Raw genomic sequence first — 15,462 nt, forward strand, 5'->3', positions numbered from 1 at the left:
CCCCCAGGCCAACGCGCCGCGTCGATGGGCGTCCCGAATGGGGCGCCCACTCGCGTTTGGGGACCGGGTTTTCAGCGTGGAGACGCGGCCTCGATCAGGGCGCGGGCGTCGGCGGCCAGAGCGGCCCGCCCCGTGGCCCGCGTGTACATCATGTGCCCGCCCTCATGCACGCTCACCCGCACGCGGTCGCGCTCCTGCGGCGGCAACTCCAGACGCGCGGCGATCCAACGCGACGCCATGTAGGGGGTAATCAGATCCGTCCGGCCATGGGCGATCAGCACCCGCAGCGACGGCTGCAAGGTCAAGGCGGTCTGCAACGAATCGGTCGCGCTTGGCGCGGACATGCGCGGCCACTCCCACCCCCGGTTCACCCGGTCGCTCAACAGCCGATAGGCCAGATCGCTCCGGACGCCCAAGGACTCCGCCGCGTAACCGGCGAAGGCGGTGGCGTAGGTGGACACCGTTCCTTTCAGGAAGGGATCAAAGGGAACGCGCGCGGCGCCAGGATCGGGATCCGCCGCCGTGAAGGTTCCATCATAGACGCTCAGCACCCGCCCATCGGCGCGCAGCAACTCGCGGGTGAACAGCGCCATCGGCGCCCGTCCGCGCTGGCGGACCACCAGATCGACCGGCAGCCCGACAACGCCCGCCACCTGGGTGAAGAAGCCCTGCGCCTGATCGAGCCGCCCGTAGTCCAACCCAGCCAGCCCGGTGAGATAGCCGCCCAAGGCGAACTCCTCGGCTTTCCGCGCCGCCTCTTCGGGCGTTCCCGGCGCCCGACCGAAGGCCGCCGCCGTCGCCGCCATGGCGGGCAGCTTGAAGGCGGTCGCCAACAGGCCATCCTCGTCGATGGACGCGAAATCGACCACCGGCGACACCAGGATCAAGCCGTTGACGGCGACCCCGATGTTTTGAATCAGCTCATCGGCCATTTTGACGATGCGGAAACCGCCATAACTCTCACCCGCCAGGAATTTCGGCGCGGACCAGCGGTCGTTCCGGGTCAACCACAGCCGCACCACCTCCGCCATCGCCTTGGCGTCGCCCTCGATCGACCAGAAACGCTTTTCCCCGTCGCCGTCGGTTTTCGTCGCGCGGCTGTAGCCGGTGCCGACCGGATCGACGAACACCAGATCGGTGAAGGCCAACCAGGAATCGGGGTTGTCGATCAACGGCGCGGGCGGACCCGCCAGCGCCCCGTTCGCCGCGAACGTCACCACCCGTGGCCCCGCCGCGCCCAAATGCATGTAGGCCGACGCCGCCCCCGGACCGCCGTTGAAAACAAAGGTCACGGGACGAGGCGGCTGAGACGCCCCGCTTTGCTCCGCCCGATAGGAGACGGTGAAAATCCGCGCCGCCACCTCCTCTTTCGGGCCGTCGCGCAGCGGCAGAAACTCCGCTGTGGCGCTGTAGGCCAAGGGACCGGGCGCCAACGGCAAGACATGCCGCGTGACCCGACGCTGCGCGTCGAAAGCCGGTTCGCTCGGGGACTCGGTCGTTGGCCCCTCCGCCTTTTCCGGGCGATCCTGCGCCCATCCCGGATTGGCCATCACACCCCCAATCAGGACCGCCCCCAGCGCCACCGGCAGCGGGGCGGAGAACAGCGCGAACAGACGATGGGAACGCGGCGGCATGGCGACCTCTTGATTTGAAGCACTGCGCCGACATATTGCGACGATGGGGAGCGGGCGCAACGGGCGCTCAGCCTCCATCGCCGCCGCCACTCATGAAATTTGGTTGGATCCCATGCGGATAAACAATTCGTAGCACTTTTCCGATACTGTCCCGCCAATCTCTCTTACCGGGAACGACACCATGGCCTCCCTTCTGCACGCCCCCATTCGTGCGCGCCTGTTTCTGGGTTTCGGCGCAGTTCTGCTGCTCTTGGTGAGCCTGACGGTGGTCGGCGTCAACGAAGTGCGGAAGATCGAAACCGATCTCACCGTCATCAACGACGTGAACAGCGTCAAGCAACGTCACGCCATCAATTTCCGGGGCAGCGTCCATGACCGCGCCATCGCGCTGCGCGACGTGGTGCTGGTCCCCGACTCCATCCTGCCAACGGTTCTCGGCGACATCGACCGGCTCGCCAGCTTCTACGCCGACGCCGAACGGCAGCTCGACGCGATGGTCGCCACAATGACCAACCTCAGCGCCGAAGAGCGGGCGATGATCGCCGCCATCAAGGAGATCCAGACGCGCACGCTGCCTCTGGTCAAAAAGGTGATCGACGCCCGCAAGGCCAACAATGTCCCGCTGGCGCAGGAAACCCTGCTGGCCGACGCCCGCCCGGCCTTCAACGAATGGCTGGCCCGCATCAACGCCTTCATTGATTTGCAGGAAAAGAAAAACAACGTCCTGGCGGTTCGGGCCAGCGGCCTCGCCCATGGCTTCCAAACGCTGATGGTCACGCTGTGCGGCGTCGCCCTGCTGCTGGCCGTCGGCTTCGCCCTGTGGACGCTGGGGGCGCTGCGCCCGCTGCGCCGTCTGACCGACAGCACCTTGAAACTGGCCAAGGGCGACCTGAACGTCGATGTGCCGCAGGCCAGCGGCAACGACGAGATCGCCCAGATCACCGGCGCGGTCGAGATTCTGAAGACCAACGCGGTCGAGGCCGACGCCTACCGCCGCCGTCAGGCCGACAACGAGCACGCCGCCGAAGCCAAGAAGCAGGCCGAGATGAACGCGCTGGCCGACCGTTTTGAAAGCCAGGTCAAGGGCGTGGTCAACAGCGTGTCGTCGTCTTCGGACGAAGTTCGGACGCTGGCCCGCGCGTTGAGCGCCACGGCGGAGCAGACCGAGAGCAAGGCGACCACCGTCGCCGCCGCGTCGGAACAGGCGTCGGTCAACGTCCAGACCGTGGCCGCCGCCGCCGAGGAGCTGGCCGCGTCGATTTCCGAGATCGGTCGCCAGATCGGCGAAAGCACGCGCAAGGCCAAGCAAGCCGCCGATCAGGCCGACGGCACCAACCGCATCGTCGATGGTCTGTCGTCCAAGGCCAACCAGATCGGCGACGTCGTCAATCTGATTTCCAGCATCGCCGGACAAACCAACCTGCTGGCGTTGAACGCCACCATCGAAGCGGCGCGTGCCGGCGAGGCGGGCAAGGGCTTCGCCGTCGTCGCCAGCGAGGTCAAGTCTCTGGCCAACCAGACCGCCAAGGCGACCGACGACATTTCCCAGCAGATCAACGAAATCCAGGCGGCGACCGCCGACGCGGTGGCGGCGATCAAGAGCATCGCCGCCACGATTGGCGAGGTGAACAGCATCGTCGGAACCATCGCCGAGGCGGTGGACGGCCAGAACGCCGCCACCATGGAAATCGCCCGCAACGTTCAACAGGCCTCGGCGGGAACCAACGAGGTGTCCTCGTCGATCAACGGCGTGCTGCACGCGGCGGCGGAAACCGGCGGCGGGGCCACCCGCCTGCTGACCTCCTCGGGCGAGCTGTCCAAGCAGGCCGAATTGCTGCGGACCCAGGTGGACCGTTTCCTGTCCAGCGTGCGCAGCGGAAGCTGAATCAGCGCCGTCTAATGACCGGAGGAGGACTGAACAGTCCTTCTCCGGCGCGGCCCGCGTCAAAACGTAGCGAAAGCCTCAAGCGCCGCAGGTCGCTCTTGATGCGTCCAATCCAGCCACGTACAGGGTGCTCCTCACTTTCACAGGAAAGCCCGGCTCGCCATGACGTGCGACAGCGTTGATTATGGGTCGTTGGTGTGGAGCGACGATCTGATCCTGGGCATCGACCGGATCGACGAACAGCACCGCCAATGGATCGCTTTGGTCCAGGCTTACCAGAACGCTGTTGTGAATGGCGGCTCCGCCGAGGAGATTCAGCGCACGCTGTCCGCCGCCGCCGCCTACACCGAAAGCCATTTCGAGGATGAGCAGGCGGTGATGGAGGAGGCCGGATACCCCTTCATCGACGACCACCTCGCGCAACACAGACTGGCCTGGCGGCGGGTGAACGGGCTTGGCGCCGACGGCCCGGCGGAGGATGGCGAGGAAAACGAGGCTCTCCGCGACAGCCTCGCCGACTTCCTGCCGCAATGGCTGATGCTGCACATCAACACCGCCGACCGCCAGTTCGCCCGCTGGCGCCGCAGCCAAGCCGCCACGGAAGCCGCCGCTGAACAGCCCCCGGCTCCTTGCGCGCCCGCCGCCATCGACGATGGTCGGGTGTTCGCCGACATTCCGCTGTAAGCGCCAGCCGCAGGCCCCCTCCCCGACCCTCCCCCGCGTTGCGGGAGAGGGGGAGATGGGTTGCTTAACGGTTCGCCCGCCACCACGCCATCAGGCCGGTGGTGGAGGCGTCATGCGCGCCGTCCTGCGGCGCGGCGTCCAGTTCCGGCAGGATGCTGCTGGCCAACTGCTTGCCCAGCTCGACGCCCCACTGGTCGAAGCTGTTGATGTTCCAGACGACGCCCTGGACGAACACCTTGTGCTCGTACAGCGCGATCAACGCGCCCAACGTCGCCGGGGTCAGGCTTTTCAGCAGGATGGTGTTGGACGGGCGATTCCCGGTGAAGACGCGGTGGGGGACCAGAGCCTCGACGGCGTCCGGCGCTTTGCCCGCGCGGGTCATCTCGGCACGAACCTCGTCGGCGGTCTTGCCGCGCATCAGCGCTTCGGCCTGGGCGAAGACGTTGGACAGCAGGATGCGGTGATGGGCGCCCGCGCTCTCCCCGATGGGGTTGTGGCTGGTCGCCATCGCGACGAAATCGCAGGGAATCAGCGCGGTTCCCTGATGGATCAACTGGTAGAAGGCGTGCTGGCCGTTGGTGCCCGGCTCGCCGAACACCACCGGGCCGGTGGCGTGGTCCACCGGCTCCCCGTCGCGCGTCACCGATTTGCCGTTGCTCTCCATGTCCAACTGCTGGAGATAGGCGGTGAAGCGGTGGAGATACTGGTCGTAGGGCAGCACCGCCTGACTCGACGCCCCCCAGAAATTGACGTACCACACGCCCAACAGCGCCAGCAGAACCGGCATGTTGCGCTCCAGCGGCGCTTCTCGGAAATGCTCGTCCATCGCGTGGGCGCCGGTCAGCAGCTCGGCGAAGCGTTCCGGCCCGATGGCGATGGCGATGGGCAGGCCGATGGCCCCCCACAGGGAATAGCGCCCGCCGACCCAATCCCAAAAGCCGAACATGTTGGCCGGGTCGATGCCGAACTTCACCACCTCCGCCTCGTTGGTCGAGACGGCGACGAAATGCTTGGCGACGTGGGCGGGATCCTTGGCGCTTTCCAGGAACCAGCGGCGGGCCGAATGGGCGTTGGTCAGGGTTTCCTGGGTGGTGAAGGTCTTCGACGCCACGATGAACAGGGTGGTGTCGGGGTCCAGCCACTTCAGCGTTTCGGCCAGATGCGTGCCGTCGATGTTCGAGACGAAATGCAGCGCGACATGGGGGTGGACGAAGGGCTTCAGCGCCTCCGTCACCATCACCGGACCAAGGTCGGAGCCGCCAATGCCGATGTTCACCACGTCGGTGATCGGCTGGCCGGTGTAGCCGGTCCACACCCCGTCGCGCACGGCGGCGGCGAAGGCGTCCATCCGCTCCAGCACGGCGCGGACGGCGGGCATGACGTCGCGGCCATCGACCGTCACCGGGCGGGCGGAGCGGTTGCGCAGCGCGGTGTGCAGAACCGCGCGCCCTTCGGTCAGGTTGATCGGCGCGCCGCCGAACATGCGGTCGCGCCAACCCGCGACGTCCTGTTGCCGGGCGAGGTCGAGCAGGAGGTTGAGCGTCTCAGGCGTGATTCGATTCTTGGAATAATCCAGGAACAGCCCGGCGGCCTCGACCGAAAAGCGGTCGAAGCGGGCGGGATCGGCGGTGAACAGGTCGCGCATGTGGGTGTCGCCAAAATCCCGGCGATGCTGGGCGAGCGCCGCCCAGGCGGGCGAGCGGGTGAGCGCGGTCATGATGCTTGGACTCCTGAAACACGATGGTCCTTTGACGCGGCGTGTGGAGCCTAACACCGTCCGGGGCGAGCGGCCACGCGCCAATGCGCGCGGAAGGCCGCCTGCCCGTGATGTTTTCCGCTGAAAAGCGCCCTTTCCCCGGATCGCCTTACCGAATCTCCTCGATGGTCCGGGTCGGCGTCACCCCGTCGGGGCGGCCAACCAGCACGGTCAGCAGCCGGGCCGGGTCCAGCAGGCGCTTGGCCACCCGCCGCACGTCGTCCGCCGTCACCGCGTTGATGAAGCGGTCGCGCTGGTCGAGATAGTCGATGCCCAACCGGTCGCGCCGCACCTGCAACAGCGTCTTGGCGATGGACGGCGTCGATCCCAGTTGCAGCGGGAAGGATCCCGTCAGATAGGTCTTGGCGTCGGCCAATTCCTGATCGCTGACGCCGTCGGCGGCCATGCGCGCCCATTCCGCCCGCATGATCTCCAGCGCCTGCCCGGCCTTGGCGTTGACGGTGGAGCCGCCCGCGATCACCAGCGCCGTGCGGTCCATCGGCACGAGGTAACTGTAAACGCCATAGCTCAGGCCCCGTTTCTCCCGCACCTCCTCCATCAGACGGGAGCCGAAGCCGCTGCCGCCCAGCACGTAATTCATCACGGTGGCGGCGTACCAATCGGGATCGGCCCGCTTCACGCCGGGTTGCCCCATCAGAATGACCGTCTGCGCCGTCGGGCGCGGGGCGAGCAGCGTGTCGCCCAGCCCTTTGGGCGCAGCCTCCGGCAAGGCGGCGACGCTGGCGACGGCGGGCAGACCGCCGAACAGCCGGTCGAGCGCCCGGCCCAGATCGTCGGGCGCGATGTCGCCCGCCGCCGTCACGATCAAACGGTCGCGCCCGAATTGGCTTTTGACGAAGGCGCGGAGATCGTCGGGAGTGACGCGCGGCAGGCTGTCGAGCGACCCGCGCACCTCGCCGCCATAGGGATGGTCGGGATAGGCGGTGCTGTAGAAGAGCCGCCGGGCGACGTAGTTGGGATCGCCCTGTTCCCGCTTCAGCCCGGCCAGAGTTCCAGCCCGCATCCGCTCCACCGCCTCGGCGTCGAAACGCGGCTCGGTCATCGCCAGCCGGGCGAGGTCAACGGCCTCGTCGCGATGCTCCGTCAGGGTTCGCAGGGATCCGGTGAAGGCGTCGCGCCCGGCGTTGAAGCCCAGCGAAATGGCGTTGTCCTGCAAGCGGGTCTGGAAGGCTTGCGAATCGTAAGGTCCGGCCCCCTCGTCCAGCGCGTGGGCGGCGAGGTTCGCCAACCCCTCCTTGCCCGCCGGATCGTTGGCCCCCGCCCCCTCGAAGGCCCATTCCACCGCCAGGACGGGAACCTTGTGATCCTCGACCAGCCACGCCTCGATCCCGCCGGGGCTGACCACCTTCTTGATGTCGATGGCGTGGGCGGGGATCACGAACAGGCTGAGCGCCAGCGCGGCGAGAATCAGGCGTCTAGCCCCTCTGGGGGAAAACAGTGAAAACATCGGCGTCATCGCGCGCATCCTCAACCGTCCTTTCCAAGGGGCGGCAACAGCACGCCGGTGACATGATTGGTTTGGCCCAACACCGCGCGGGCGGCGGCGTTGACCTGTTCGGCGGTCACGGCGTCGATGCGCACCGGCCAGCTTTCCACATCGTCCAAACTCTGCCCGGTGGCGAGGGCCGCGCCCAGCGTTTGGGCCGGGCCGGTCAGGCTGTCGCGGGCGTAGGCGGCGGCGGCCAGCATCCGCTTGCGGGCGGTCGCCACCTCCTCCTCCGTCACGCCCTGGTCCAGCAGCTTGCGGATTTCCCCCCACAGGGCGTCTTCCAGCCGGTCCATCGGCACCCCGGCGGCGGGAGTCGCGCCCGTGTTCAGCGTGCCCATGTCCCAAGCGTTGGGGTTGTAGCCAAGCCACGCCGAGGTGGCGAGCTTGCGCTCCACCACCAAATCCCGATAGAGGCGGGAGGTGGAGCCGCCGCTCATGATCTCGGCCAAAACCTCCAGGGCGTAAACATGGTGGTCGGGATCGAGGCGATGGGAGGGAGCCACCCAACTGCGGTGAATCCAGGGCTGCCGCACCTCGGGATCGCGCAGGGTGACGCGGCGTTCGGCGGCCATCGGCGGTTCGCTCACCCGGCGGCGTTCGGGAACCGGGCGGGCGGCGACCGCGCCATAGGTGCGCTCGGCCAGCGGCTTCAGTTCGGCGGCGGACACGTCGCCCGACACCACCAGGATGGCGTTGTTCGGCGCGTACCAGGTTTTGTAAAAACGCTCGGCGTCGGCGCGGGTCAGCGTGGCCATCTCCTGCGGCCAGCCGATCACCGGCGTGCCGTAGGGATGGTGAACGAACAGGGTGGCGTTGATAAGCTCGCTCATCCGGTCGGTCGGCTTGTTTTCCACCCGCTGGCGGCGTTCTTCGATGATGACGTCGCGTTCAGGATCGACCAGCGCGTCGGTCAACCGCAGATTCGCCATGCGGTCGGCCTCCATCGTCATCACCAGTTCCAGCCGGTCGCGCGCCACATTCTGGTGATAGGCGGTGTAATCGTAAGAGGTGAAGGCGTTGTCGCGCCCGCCATTCTTGGCGACGATGCGGCTGAAGGCGCCGGGCGCCACCTGATCGGTGCCCTTGAACATCAGATGTTCCAGGAAATGGGCGATGCCCGACACCCCACGCTCTTCATCGGCGGCCCCCACCTTGTACCACACCATGTGGGTGACGACCGGCACGCGGCGGTTGGGAATCACCACCACCTGCATGCCGTTGGCCAGCGTGAAGCTTTCCGGGAAAAACACCCCCTTCTCAACGGCCAGGGCGGCCGATGGGGTCAACGGCGACAAAGGCGGCGGCAAGGCGAGCGCCGCCATGGTGAGCAGTCCAGCCACGGCAAGGCGCCGGATGGGGTGACGACGATGAGCGGCGACGGGCATGAAGGCTCCCGAACAAAAGGACGAACGCGGCGAAGGCCAGAAACAAAAAGGGCGCCTTTCCCAATGGAAAGACGCCCCCCGAAACTGGTGTGGCGAACCGCTTAGAACAAGCCTTCCAGCGGAGCCTTGTTCTTGCGTTCGATGGTCGGAGCGCCCAAGCCATCGACCGGCTTGCCCTGCGCCTGGGCTTCGCGCAAGCGCTGCTGCTCCTTGGTCGGATCGACGACCGAGAAGGGTTCCTCTTTCTTTTGCCAGAACAGCAGGCCGTCAATCCAACTCTTGTCGGCGACGATGAGCTGGGTGGTTTCCTGATCGACCGCGACGCGGATGTTGGGATCAATGCCCTTGGCGGCGATCTGGCCAACCAGCGCCGCTTCACCCGCCGTCTTGCCGCTGGCGGTCGCGCGCGCGGCGGCGGCCTTGCCGCCCAACACGGCGGCGGCGGCGGTCTGGGTCGGGCTGGCGTCCTGCGGGCGGGCCACGCCGGGGCGCGGCTTGGGCAGGTTGGCCGGTTGCAGGCTCGGCGGCAGGGTCAGCGGCGCGCGCGACACGACGGTGAATTCGTCCGGGCTGTGCCGGTCAAGCCCGATGGTCTGGCGCACTTCGCTGCACCCGCCCAACGCCAGCGCCGACAGCGCCAGCGTGACGAGAGTCCGGGAAGAGAAAATGGAGGTCTTGAGGCTGGTCACGTTCGGATTCCGTCGTCAGTCACTTGGCGTCCGTCCCGTGGCGTTCATCACGCGGGTGGTCGGCGCAGGAACTCTCTTACGACTTTTCGCGGCCCGCGAACAGTCCGTCGAGCAGCAGAAACGCCACGCCCACGCTGATTCCGGCGTCGGCCACGTTGAAGGCCCAAAAATGCCACGAGTCGATGTGAAAATCGAGGAAGTCGGCGACCGCGCCAAAGCGCAGCCGGTCGATCACGTTGCCCGCCGCGCCGCCGATGATGAAGCCGATGGCCAGCGCCATCAGACGCCGGTCGGCCTGCCGCAGCCACGCCACCAGACTGACGGCGATGACGGCGGCGATTCCGCTCAACACATAAGGCATATAGGCCGCGCCGCTGGCGAAGGCGCCGAAGCTGACGCCGTAATTCCACACCAGAACGAGGTTGAAGAAGGGCGTCACCTCGACGACGTGCGGAATCGGCTGCATCACCGTCTCAAGGATCCACCATTTCGACAGCTGGTCGAGCGCGACGACCAGCGCCGCGACGATCAAGCCGAACCGGGTGTAAGACGGGCCATGGCGGGTGGGAAAGCTGGTCATGGATGCTCCAGTGGAAGCGAACCCCGCGCCACTCCCCCTCCCCAACCCTCCCCCGCGTTGCGGGAGAGGGGGCCTTGCGGAAGGGCGGCGGCAGTTCCCTCCACCGCTGAAAGCGGGGGAGGGTTAGGGAGGGGGCGACGGTACCACAGTCTTAAGGCAGGAGAGCGCTTACCCCACCGCCTCGGCGCAGCGGACGCACAGCGTCGGGTGGTCGGCGACGGTCGAAACCTCCGGCAGCACCTTCCAGCAGCGTTCGCACTTCTCGCCGTCGGCCAGACCGGAGGCCACGGCGATTCCGGCGACGTCGGCCAGGGTGAAGGCCCCGTCGGGCGCCGTCCCCTCAACCACCGCAATCGCCGAGGTGATGCACACGTCCTGGAAATCGACGTCGGCCAACAGCGCCTTGGTCGCCGAATCGACATAGACCGTCGGGTTGGCTTGCAGGGAGGAGCCGATGGTTTTGTTCGCGCGCTCCAGTTCCAGCGCGCCGGTGACGACGCGGCGGACGCCGCGCACCACCGACCATTTGGCCGCCAGATCGTCGTTGCGCCACTCCGCCGGGATGGTCGGGAAGTCGCGCAGATGCACGCTCTCTTCGGTCCAACCCAAACCCTCGGGCCGGGCCAACCACGCCTCTTCCGCCGTGAAGCAGAGCACCGGGGCCAGCCACGCGGTCAGCGCGGAGAACAGATGCTCCATCACCGTGCGCACCGACCGGCGGCGGACCGAATCGACGGCGTCGCAATAGAGGCTGTCCTTGCGGACGTCGAAATAGAAGGCCGACAGCTCCACCGCGCAGAAATTGTGAAGCGCGACGAACAGGGCGTGGAAGTCGTAGGCCTCGATCTTCTCGCGCACCAGCTCGTCCAGCTCGGCCAGACGGTGCAGGACCCAGCGCTCCAGCTCCGGCATCTGCGCCGCGTCGATCCGCTCGGCGGGGGTGTAGTCGGCCAGCGCGCCCAGCAGGTAACGCAGGGTGTTGCGCAGGCGGCGGTACAGGTCGGCCTGGGTCTTGATGATCTCCTTGCCGATCCGCAGATCCTCCGAATAGTCGGAGTTGATGATCCACAGGCGCAGGATGTCGGCGCCATACTGGTCGCAGATTTCCTGCGGGGCGACGACGTTGCCCAGCGACTTGGACATTTTGCGGCCCTGCTCGTCCAGCACGAAGCCGTGGGTCAGCACCGCGTTGTAGGGCGCGCGGCCCCGCGTGCCGCAGCTTTCCAGCAGCGACGAATGGAACCAGCCGCGATGCTGATCCGACCCTTCCAAATAGAGGTCGGCGGGCCAGGCCAGCTCCTCCAACCGCTGTTCCAGCACGAAGGCGTGCGAGGATCCCGACTCGAACCAGACGTCAACGATGTCGCGGACCTGCTCGAACTCGTCGGCGTCGTAGCCGTCGCCCAAGAAGTCCTTGGGATCGCGGGCGAACCAGGCGTCGGCGCCCTCCGTCTCGAACAGATCGGCGATGCGGGCGAAGACGTCGTGATCGCGCAGGATGGAGCCGTCGGACTTGCGGACGAACAGCGCGATGGGCACGCCCCAGGCGCGCTGGCGGCTGATGCACCAGTCCGGGCGGCTTTCGATCATCGAGCGGATGCGGTTCTCGCCCTGCTCCGGCACCCAACGGGTGTTGGAAATCGCCTGCAACGCCGTCTTGCGCAGATCGTTCGTCTCCATCGAGATGAACCATTGCGGCGTCGTCCGGTAGATCAACGGAGCCTTCGACCGCCAGGAATGCGGGTAGCTGTGCTTGAGCTTGTTGCTGGCCAGCAGCGACCCGGCCTCTTCAAAGGCCGCCAGCACGGCCTTGTTGGCCGGGCCGGGCTTGCCCTGGTCGGTGTAGACGGCCAGACCGGCGAACAGCGGAACATGGGCGTAGTAACGGCCATCCTCGCCAACCGTCTGCGGCACCTCGACGCCGTTGGCTTGGCCGAGATGGAAATCGTCCTCGCCATGGCCGGGCGCGATGTGGACGAAGCCGGTGCCGGCGTCGGTGGTGACGAAGCCGCCCGCCAGCATCGGCACCTTGAAATCATAGCCGCTGCGGGTCAGCGGGTGATGGCAGAAGGTTCCGGCCAGCCGCGAACCGGGGAAGCGGTGAAGTTGCTTCCACTCGGTGATCCCGGCCTCCTTGAAGACGGCCTCGGCCAGCGCCGTGCCGATGACCAGACGCTCGCCGACCACGGCCTTGCTGCCCTCGGCGACGGCCGTGACCTTGAAGGTCGCGTATTCGATCTCGTCGCCATAGGCGATGGCGCGGTTGCCCGGCAAGGTCCAGGGCGTCGTCGTCCAGATGACGATGCTGGAATCGTCGATTTCCGGGGCCGAGGATCCCCACACGGCGAAGCGGGCGAAGACGGTGGTCGAGGTGTGATCGTGGTATTCGATCTCGGCGTCGGCCAGCGCGGTCTTTTCGACCACCGACCACATCACCGGCTTGGCGCCCTTGTACAAACCGCCGTTGGCGGCGAATTTGTGGATTTCGCGGACGATCTGCGCTTCCGCCGGGAAGGTCATGGTGGCGTAGGGCTGCTTCCAATCGCCCTCGACGCCCAGACGGCGGAACTCGTCGGCCTGGATGCCGACCCATTCCTGGGCGAACTCGCGGCATTCGGCGCGGAACTGGATGATCGGCACGTCATCCTTGTTCTTGCCCGCCTTGCGGTATTTTTCCTCGATCTTCCATTCGATGGGCAGGCCGTGGCAATCCCAGCCCGGCACGTAATCGGCGTCGAAGCCCTGCATCTGGCGGGTGCGGACGATCACGTCCTTCAGGATCTTGTTGACCGCGTGGCCGATGTGGATGTTGCCGTTGGCGTAGGGGGGGCCATCGTGCAGCACGAACTTCTTCTTGCCCTTGGCCCCGGCGCGCAGCTTGCCGAACAGGTCCATGTCGGCCCAGCGCTTCAGCAGCTCCGGCTCTTTGGTCGGCAGGCCGCCGCGCATCGGGAAATCGGTGCGGGGAAGAAAGACGGTCGGTTTGTAATCGCGGGTCATGGTCGGATCCCTGGAAAAAGCGTCAGCGCCGCGCGTTGGATGGGTGCGAACACGCGGCCATACAGAGTCGTCTCCCGGCTCTCCTCAGAGAACCGGGCCGGTAATTCGCGCGCCAAACGCAAGGATCCAGAATGAGACGGTCATGGCGCGCGATATTAGCGGCGTGCGCGGCGCGGTCAAGGATGCGGGTGGGCGGCGGCGGGATGGGGGCGCTTTGCAACCATCGCTCCGGGCCGAAGGCAGGGCGCCGTTCCGCCCGGAGCCAAAGCCAGCCGTCATTTTCAAGCCCGATCACTGGGAAATCACAACTCGGTAATCAGCAATAATCTATGGATTATTAGCAACAACCACACTCCATCACCATCAAAACGATTAGATTTCTAAGCAAATCAACACCACAAATCATTTCAGAACGCCGCGTATTTGTTTGACAGACGCGCTTGACTGTCAAATTATTGATTTTTACATTCTCTGCAATAGGCGACTGCCAAATGGATGTGTCGAAACTCGCGAATGGTGGAGCCACGATTCAGGGGAGCGCCGCCGCTCGGCAACTCATGGGCGCTGCGGCTTCCTCGCCATTGACCAAGGCGACGACCAACGCCAACCGCTCAGCCAATCCGGTCGACACCGTCGTCCTGTCGGACCAAGCCAGCCGGGCCTTGAGCGTCGATCTCAGTCCAGCGGCCTTCGCGACGGGGGCGCCGACAAACCCCAGCACCGCCGCCGCCGTCAAAGACATGGATAAAATCATTCCCGCCATGCAGCGCTACACCGAAGAGAGCAGCCGCTACGCGGAAAAGCTCAGCGGCTTGGTTCGGGAAAAATTTGGTTTGCCGGACAACATGAGCGTGACGACCGGCGGGGCCGCCAACGCCATGATGGACTCCCTGGCCAAGGAAAATGGGCTGATGAAGCCGGAAATTCCGCAAATTCTAAAGGATCACGGCCTGTTGAGCGACGACACGCAGGAGGTGGACAGCCAATCGCAAACCGGCCTCTTCGGTTTGAGCGTCACCACGGTCGGCGATCCCGATTTTGGCAAGCGCATGGACCTTGCGTTCGACCGCAGCGCGGCCATTCCATCCGACAAACAGACCCTGGTCGCCCTGAAATCTGGCGACCCGGCGACGGCGGGAACCTTGAATCGCGTCAAGACAGGCGCGCTGGGCGGCCTGACCGACACAGCGTCGCAGGACGGCGCCCATCTGTTCGCCATCACCGACGGCAAGGCGAAGGTCGCCGCATCGGTGCGATCCGTCGGGATGGATGATCGGGTCAACAGCTCGGCGCTCACCCTTCTGGCGACGATCAAGCGTTATCTGCCGGGTTGATGAGGGATCACCCGCTGGCGCCGCTTACGCCAACAGTTTGCCATGCCAAACACGAAGAATCGTCACAGCCGGGGCTGACCACAAAACCTTCACGAGCGAGGGGCCGCCGCCTTTTTGCCCTGCGCCAGATTCAGCAGCCATTCCCGGACCCGATCATGCGGGATGACGTCGCCGCGCTGGACCGCCGCGCGCGCCTCATTCACCGCAGCGCGAAGCGGCGCCGTTTCCATGTCGTCGCCGTCATCGGCTGTGCGCAGGGCTTGGCTCATGGAACCAGAATGGCATTGGTTGGCGGGGCTGTCGAGCGGTTGACGGTGGACGCCCAGGGCTATCGCATTTGGCGACCATCGCCCTCTCCCGCTCCGGGAGAGGGAGGGGACCCACGAAGTGGGGAGGGTGAGGGGTGGCCCGAGAGGCCGGAACTGTATGGCTCCTTGGATCACCCCTCACCCTTCCCACCGCTTCGCGGCAGGCCCCTTCCCTCTCCCGAAACGGGAGAGGGAGATTCGACGTCCAATCACCCCTCGTCGTTCGCCGCCGCGAAACGCAGGCGCGCTTCGCGGACCGCCGGGTGGTTTTCTTCCGCCCAGGCCACCAGACTTTCCAGATGGCGCAAAAAGGATTGGCCCATCGGGGTCAGGCGGTATTCGACGGCGGGCGGTTTGGTTGGGAAGACGTGGCGGGACAGCAGCCCGTCGCGCTCCAGATTGCGCAGGGATTGCGTCAGCATCCGCTTGGAAATGTCCGGCACCGCCCGGTGCAGCGCGCTGAAGCGGCTGGGGCTGGATCCCAGCGTCAGGACGATCAGCGCCGTCCATTTGTCGCCAATGTGATCCAGCACGTCGCGAACCGGGCATTGCCCCTGGTTGATTGAGGCCGGTCCCAGACTGGCCCAGGGGGTCGGCGCCGTCTGCGGCAGGAGGTTCCCTTTTGATAACCTGGACACGAAAAGTTGCCTCCTTCTGCCGACGCGGAACAGTCTCTATCTTAGACCAATCATCGGAT

The 15,462-nt window shown here is 66.1% G+C and carries 12 protein-coding genes; 3 read left to right on the top strand and 9 right to left on the bottom strand.

Going from position 1 to position 15,462, the window contains the following annotated elements; all coding sequences use genetic code 11:
- Positions 1 to 71: 71 nt before the first annotated feature.
- Entirely contained in the window at positions 72 to 1,634 is a 1,563-nt protein-coding gene (locus ACODS4_RS12600; protein WP_488864091.1) for a S10 family peptidase, read from the bottom strand.
- 181 nt (positions 1,635 to 1,815) lie between these two features.
- Here ACODS4_RS12600 and ACODS4_RS12605 point away from each other — a divergent pair, with 181 nt between their 5' ends.
- On the top strand, positions 1,816 to 3,519 hold the full coding sequence (locus ACODS4_RS12605; protein WP_488864093.1) for a methyl-accepting chemotaxis protein: 1,704 nt from the start codon (positions 1,816 to 1,818) through the stop codon (positions 3,517 to 3,519).
- Positions 3,520 to 3,681: 162 nt separating this feature from the next.
- Positions 3,682 to 4,203 carry a bacteriohemerythrin gene (locus tag ACODS4_RS12610; protein WP_488864095.1) on the top strand — a complete coding sequence of 174 codons (522 nt, stop codon included), beginning with the start codon at positions 3,682 to 3,684 and terminating at the stop codon, positions 4,201 to 4,203.
- A gap of 64 nt (positions 4,204 to 4,267) precedes the next feature.
- On the opposite strand, the gene pgi is transcribed toward ACODS4_RS12610, so the two are convergent.
- From pgi to ileS, 6 genes are all read right to left on the bottom strand, one after another.
- A complete protein-coding gene (pgi, locus tag ACODS4_RS12615; RefSeq protein ID WP_488864097.1) occupies positions 4,268 to 5,920 on the bottom strand; it encodes a glucose-6-phosphate isomerase in 1,653 nt (550 codons plus the stop codon).
- A gap of 148 nt (positions 5,921 to 6,068) precedes the next feature.
- Entirely contained in the window at positions 6,069 to 7,436 is a 1,368-nt protein-coding gene (locus ACODS4_RS12620) for a M16 family metallopeptidase (RefSeq protein WP_488864099.1), read from the bottom strand.
- 11 nt (positions 7,437 to 7,447) lie between these two features.
- The gene (locus tag ACODS4_RS12625) at positions 7,448 to 8,854 is read right to left on the bottom strand and encodes a M16 family metallopeptidase (RefSeq protein ID WP_488864101.1); all 1,407 of its coding nucleotides are present in this window, start codon (positions 8,852 to 8,854) and stop codon (positions 7,448 to 7,450) included.
- A gap of 101 nt (positions 8,855 to 8,955) precedes the next feature.
- Positions 8,956 to 9,543: a DUF3035 domain-containing protein gene (locus ACODS4_RS12630; protein ID WP_488864103.1), complete on the bottom strand. Its 588-nt coding sequence runs from the start codon at positions 9,541 to 9,543 to the stop codon at positions 8,956 to 8,958.
- 76 nt (positions 9,544 to 9,619) lie between these two features.
- Positions 9,620 to 10,123, bottom strand: a complete 504-nt coding sequence (lspA, locus tag ACODS4_RS12635) for a signal peptidase II (protein WP_119830093.1) — start codon at positions 10,121 to 10,123, stop codon at positions 9,620 to 9,622.
- A 168-nt stretch (positions 10,124 to 10,291) separates the two neighbouring features.
- The gene (gene ileS / locus ACODS4_RS12640) at positions 10,292 to 13,123 is read right to left on the bottom strand and encodes an isoleucine--tRNA ligase (RefSeq protein ID WP_488864105.1); all 2,832 of its coding nucleotides are present in this window, start codon (positions 13,121 to 13,123) and stop codon (positions 10,292 to 10,294) included.
- A 581-nt stretch (positions 13,124 to 13,704) separates the two neighbouring features.
- On the opposite strand from ileS, the gene ACODS4_RS12645 reads away from it, so the two are divergent.
- Entirely contained in the window at positions 13,705 to 14,457 is a 753-nt protein-coding gene (locus ACODS4_RS12645) for a hypothetical protein (protein ID WP_488864107.1), read from the top strand.
- 89 nt (positions 14,458 to 14,546) lie between these two features.
- Here ACODS4_RS12645 and ACODS4_RS12650 read toward each other — a convergent pair whose 3' ends face one another.
- Both ACODS4_RS12650 and ACODS4_RS12655 read right to left on the bottom strand, forming a co-directional pair.
- On the bottom strand, positions 14,547 to 14,726 hold the full coding sequence (locus ACODS4_RS12650; protein ID WP_488864109.1) for a hypothetical protein: 180 nt from the start codon (positions 14,724 to 14,726) through the stop codon (positions 14,547 to 14,549).
- Positions 14,727 to 14,974: 248 nt separating this feature from the next.
- On the bottom strand, positions 14,975 to 15,403 hold the full coding sequence (locus tag ACODS4_RS12655) for a winged helix-turn-helix transcriptional regulator (RefSeq protein WP_488864111.1): 429 nt from the start codon (positions 15,401 to 15,403) through the stop codon (positions 14,975 to 14,977).
- Positions 15,404 to 15,462 lie beyond the last annotated feature (59 nt).

This window comes from Azospirillum sp. FG154, from assembly GCF_057809575.1.

Coding starts and splice junctions, on each gene's coding strand:
- ACODS4_RS12605 (WP_488864093.1), top strand. CDS start 1,816: ATGGCCTCCCTTCTGCACGCCCCCATTCGTGCGCGCCTGTTTCTGGGT.
- ACODS4_RS12620 (WP_488864099.1), bottom strand. CDS start 7,436: ATGACGCCGATGTTTTCACTGTTTTCCCCCAGAGGGGCTAGACGCCTG.
- ACODS4_RS12625 (WP_488864101.1), bottom strand. CDS start 8,854: ATGCCCGTCGCCGCTCATCGTCGTCACCCCATCCGGCGCCTTGCCGTG.
- ACODS4_RS12650 (WP_488864109.1), bottom strand. CDS start 14,726: ATGAGCCAAGCCCTGCGCACAGCCGATGACGGCGACGACATGGAAACG.
- ACODS4_RS12600 (WP_488864091.1), bottom strand. CDS start 1,634: ATGCCGCCGCGTTCCCATCGTCTGTTCGCGCTGTTCTCCGCCCCGCTG.
- lspA (WP_119830093.1), bottom strand. CDS start 10,123: ATGACCAGCTTTCCCACCCGCCATGGCCCGTCTTACACCCGGTTCGGC.
- ACODS4_RS12610 (WP_488864095.1), top strand. CDS start 3,682: ATGACGTGCGACAGCGTTGATTATGGGTCGTTGGTGTGGAGCGACGAT.
- pgi (WP_488864097.1), bottom strand. CDS start 5,920: ATGACCGCGCTCACCCGCTCGCCCGCCTGGGCGGCGCTCGCCCAGCAT.
- ileS (WP_488864105.1), bottom strand. CDS start 13,123: ATGACCCGCGATTACAAACCGACCGTCTTTCTTCCCCGCACCGATTTC.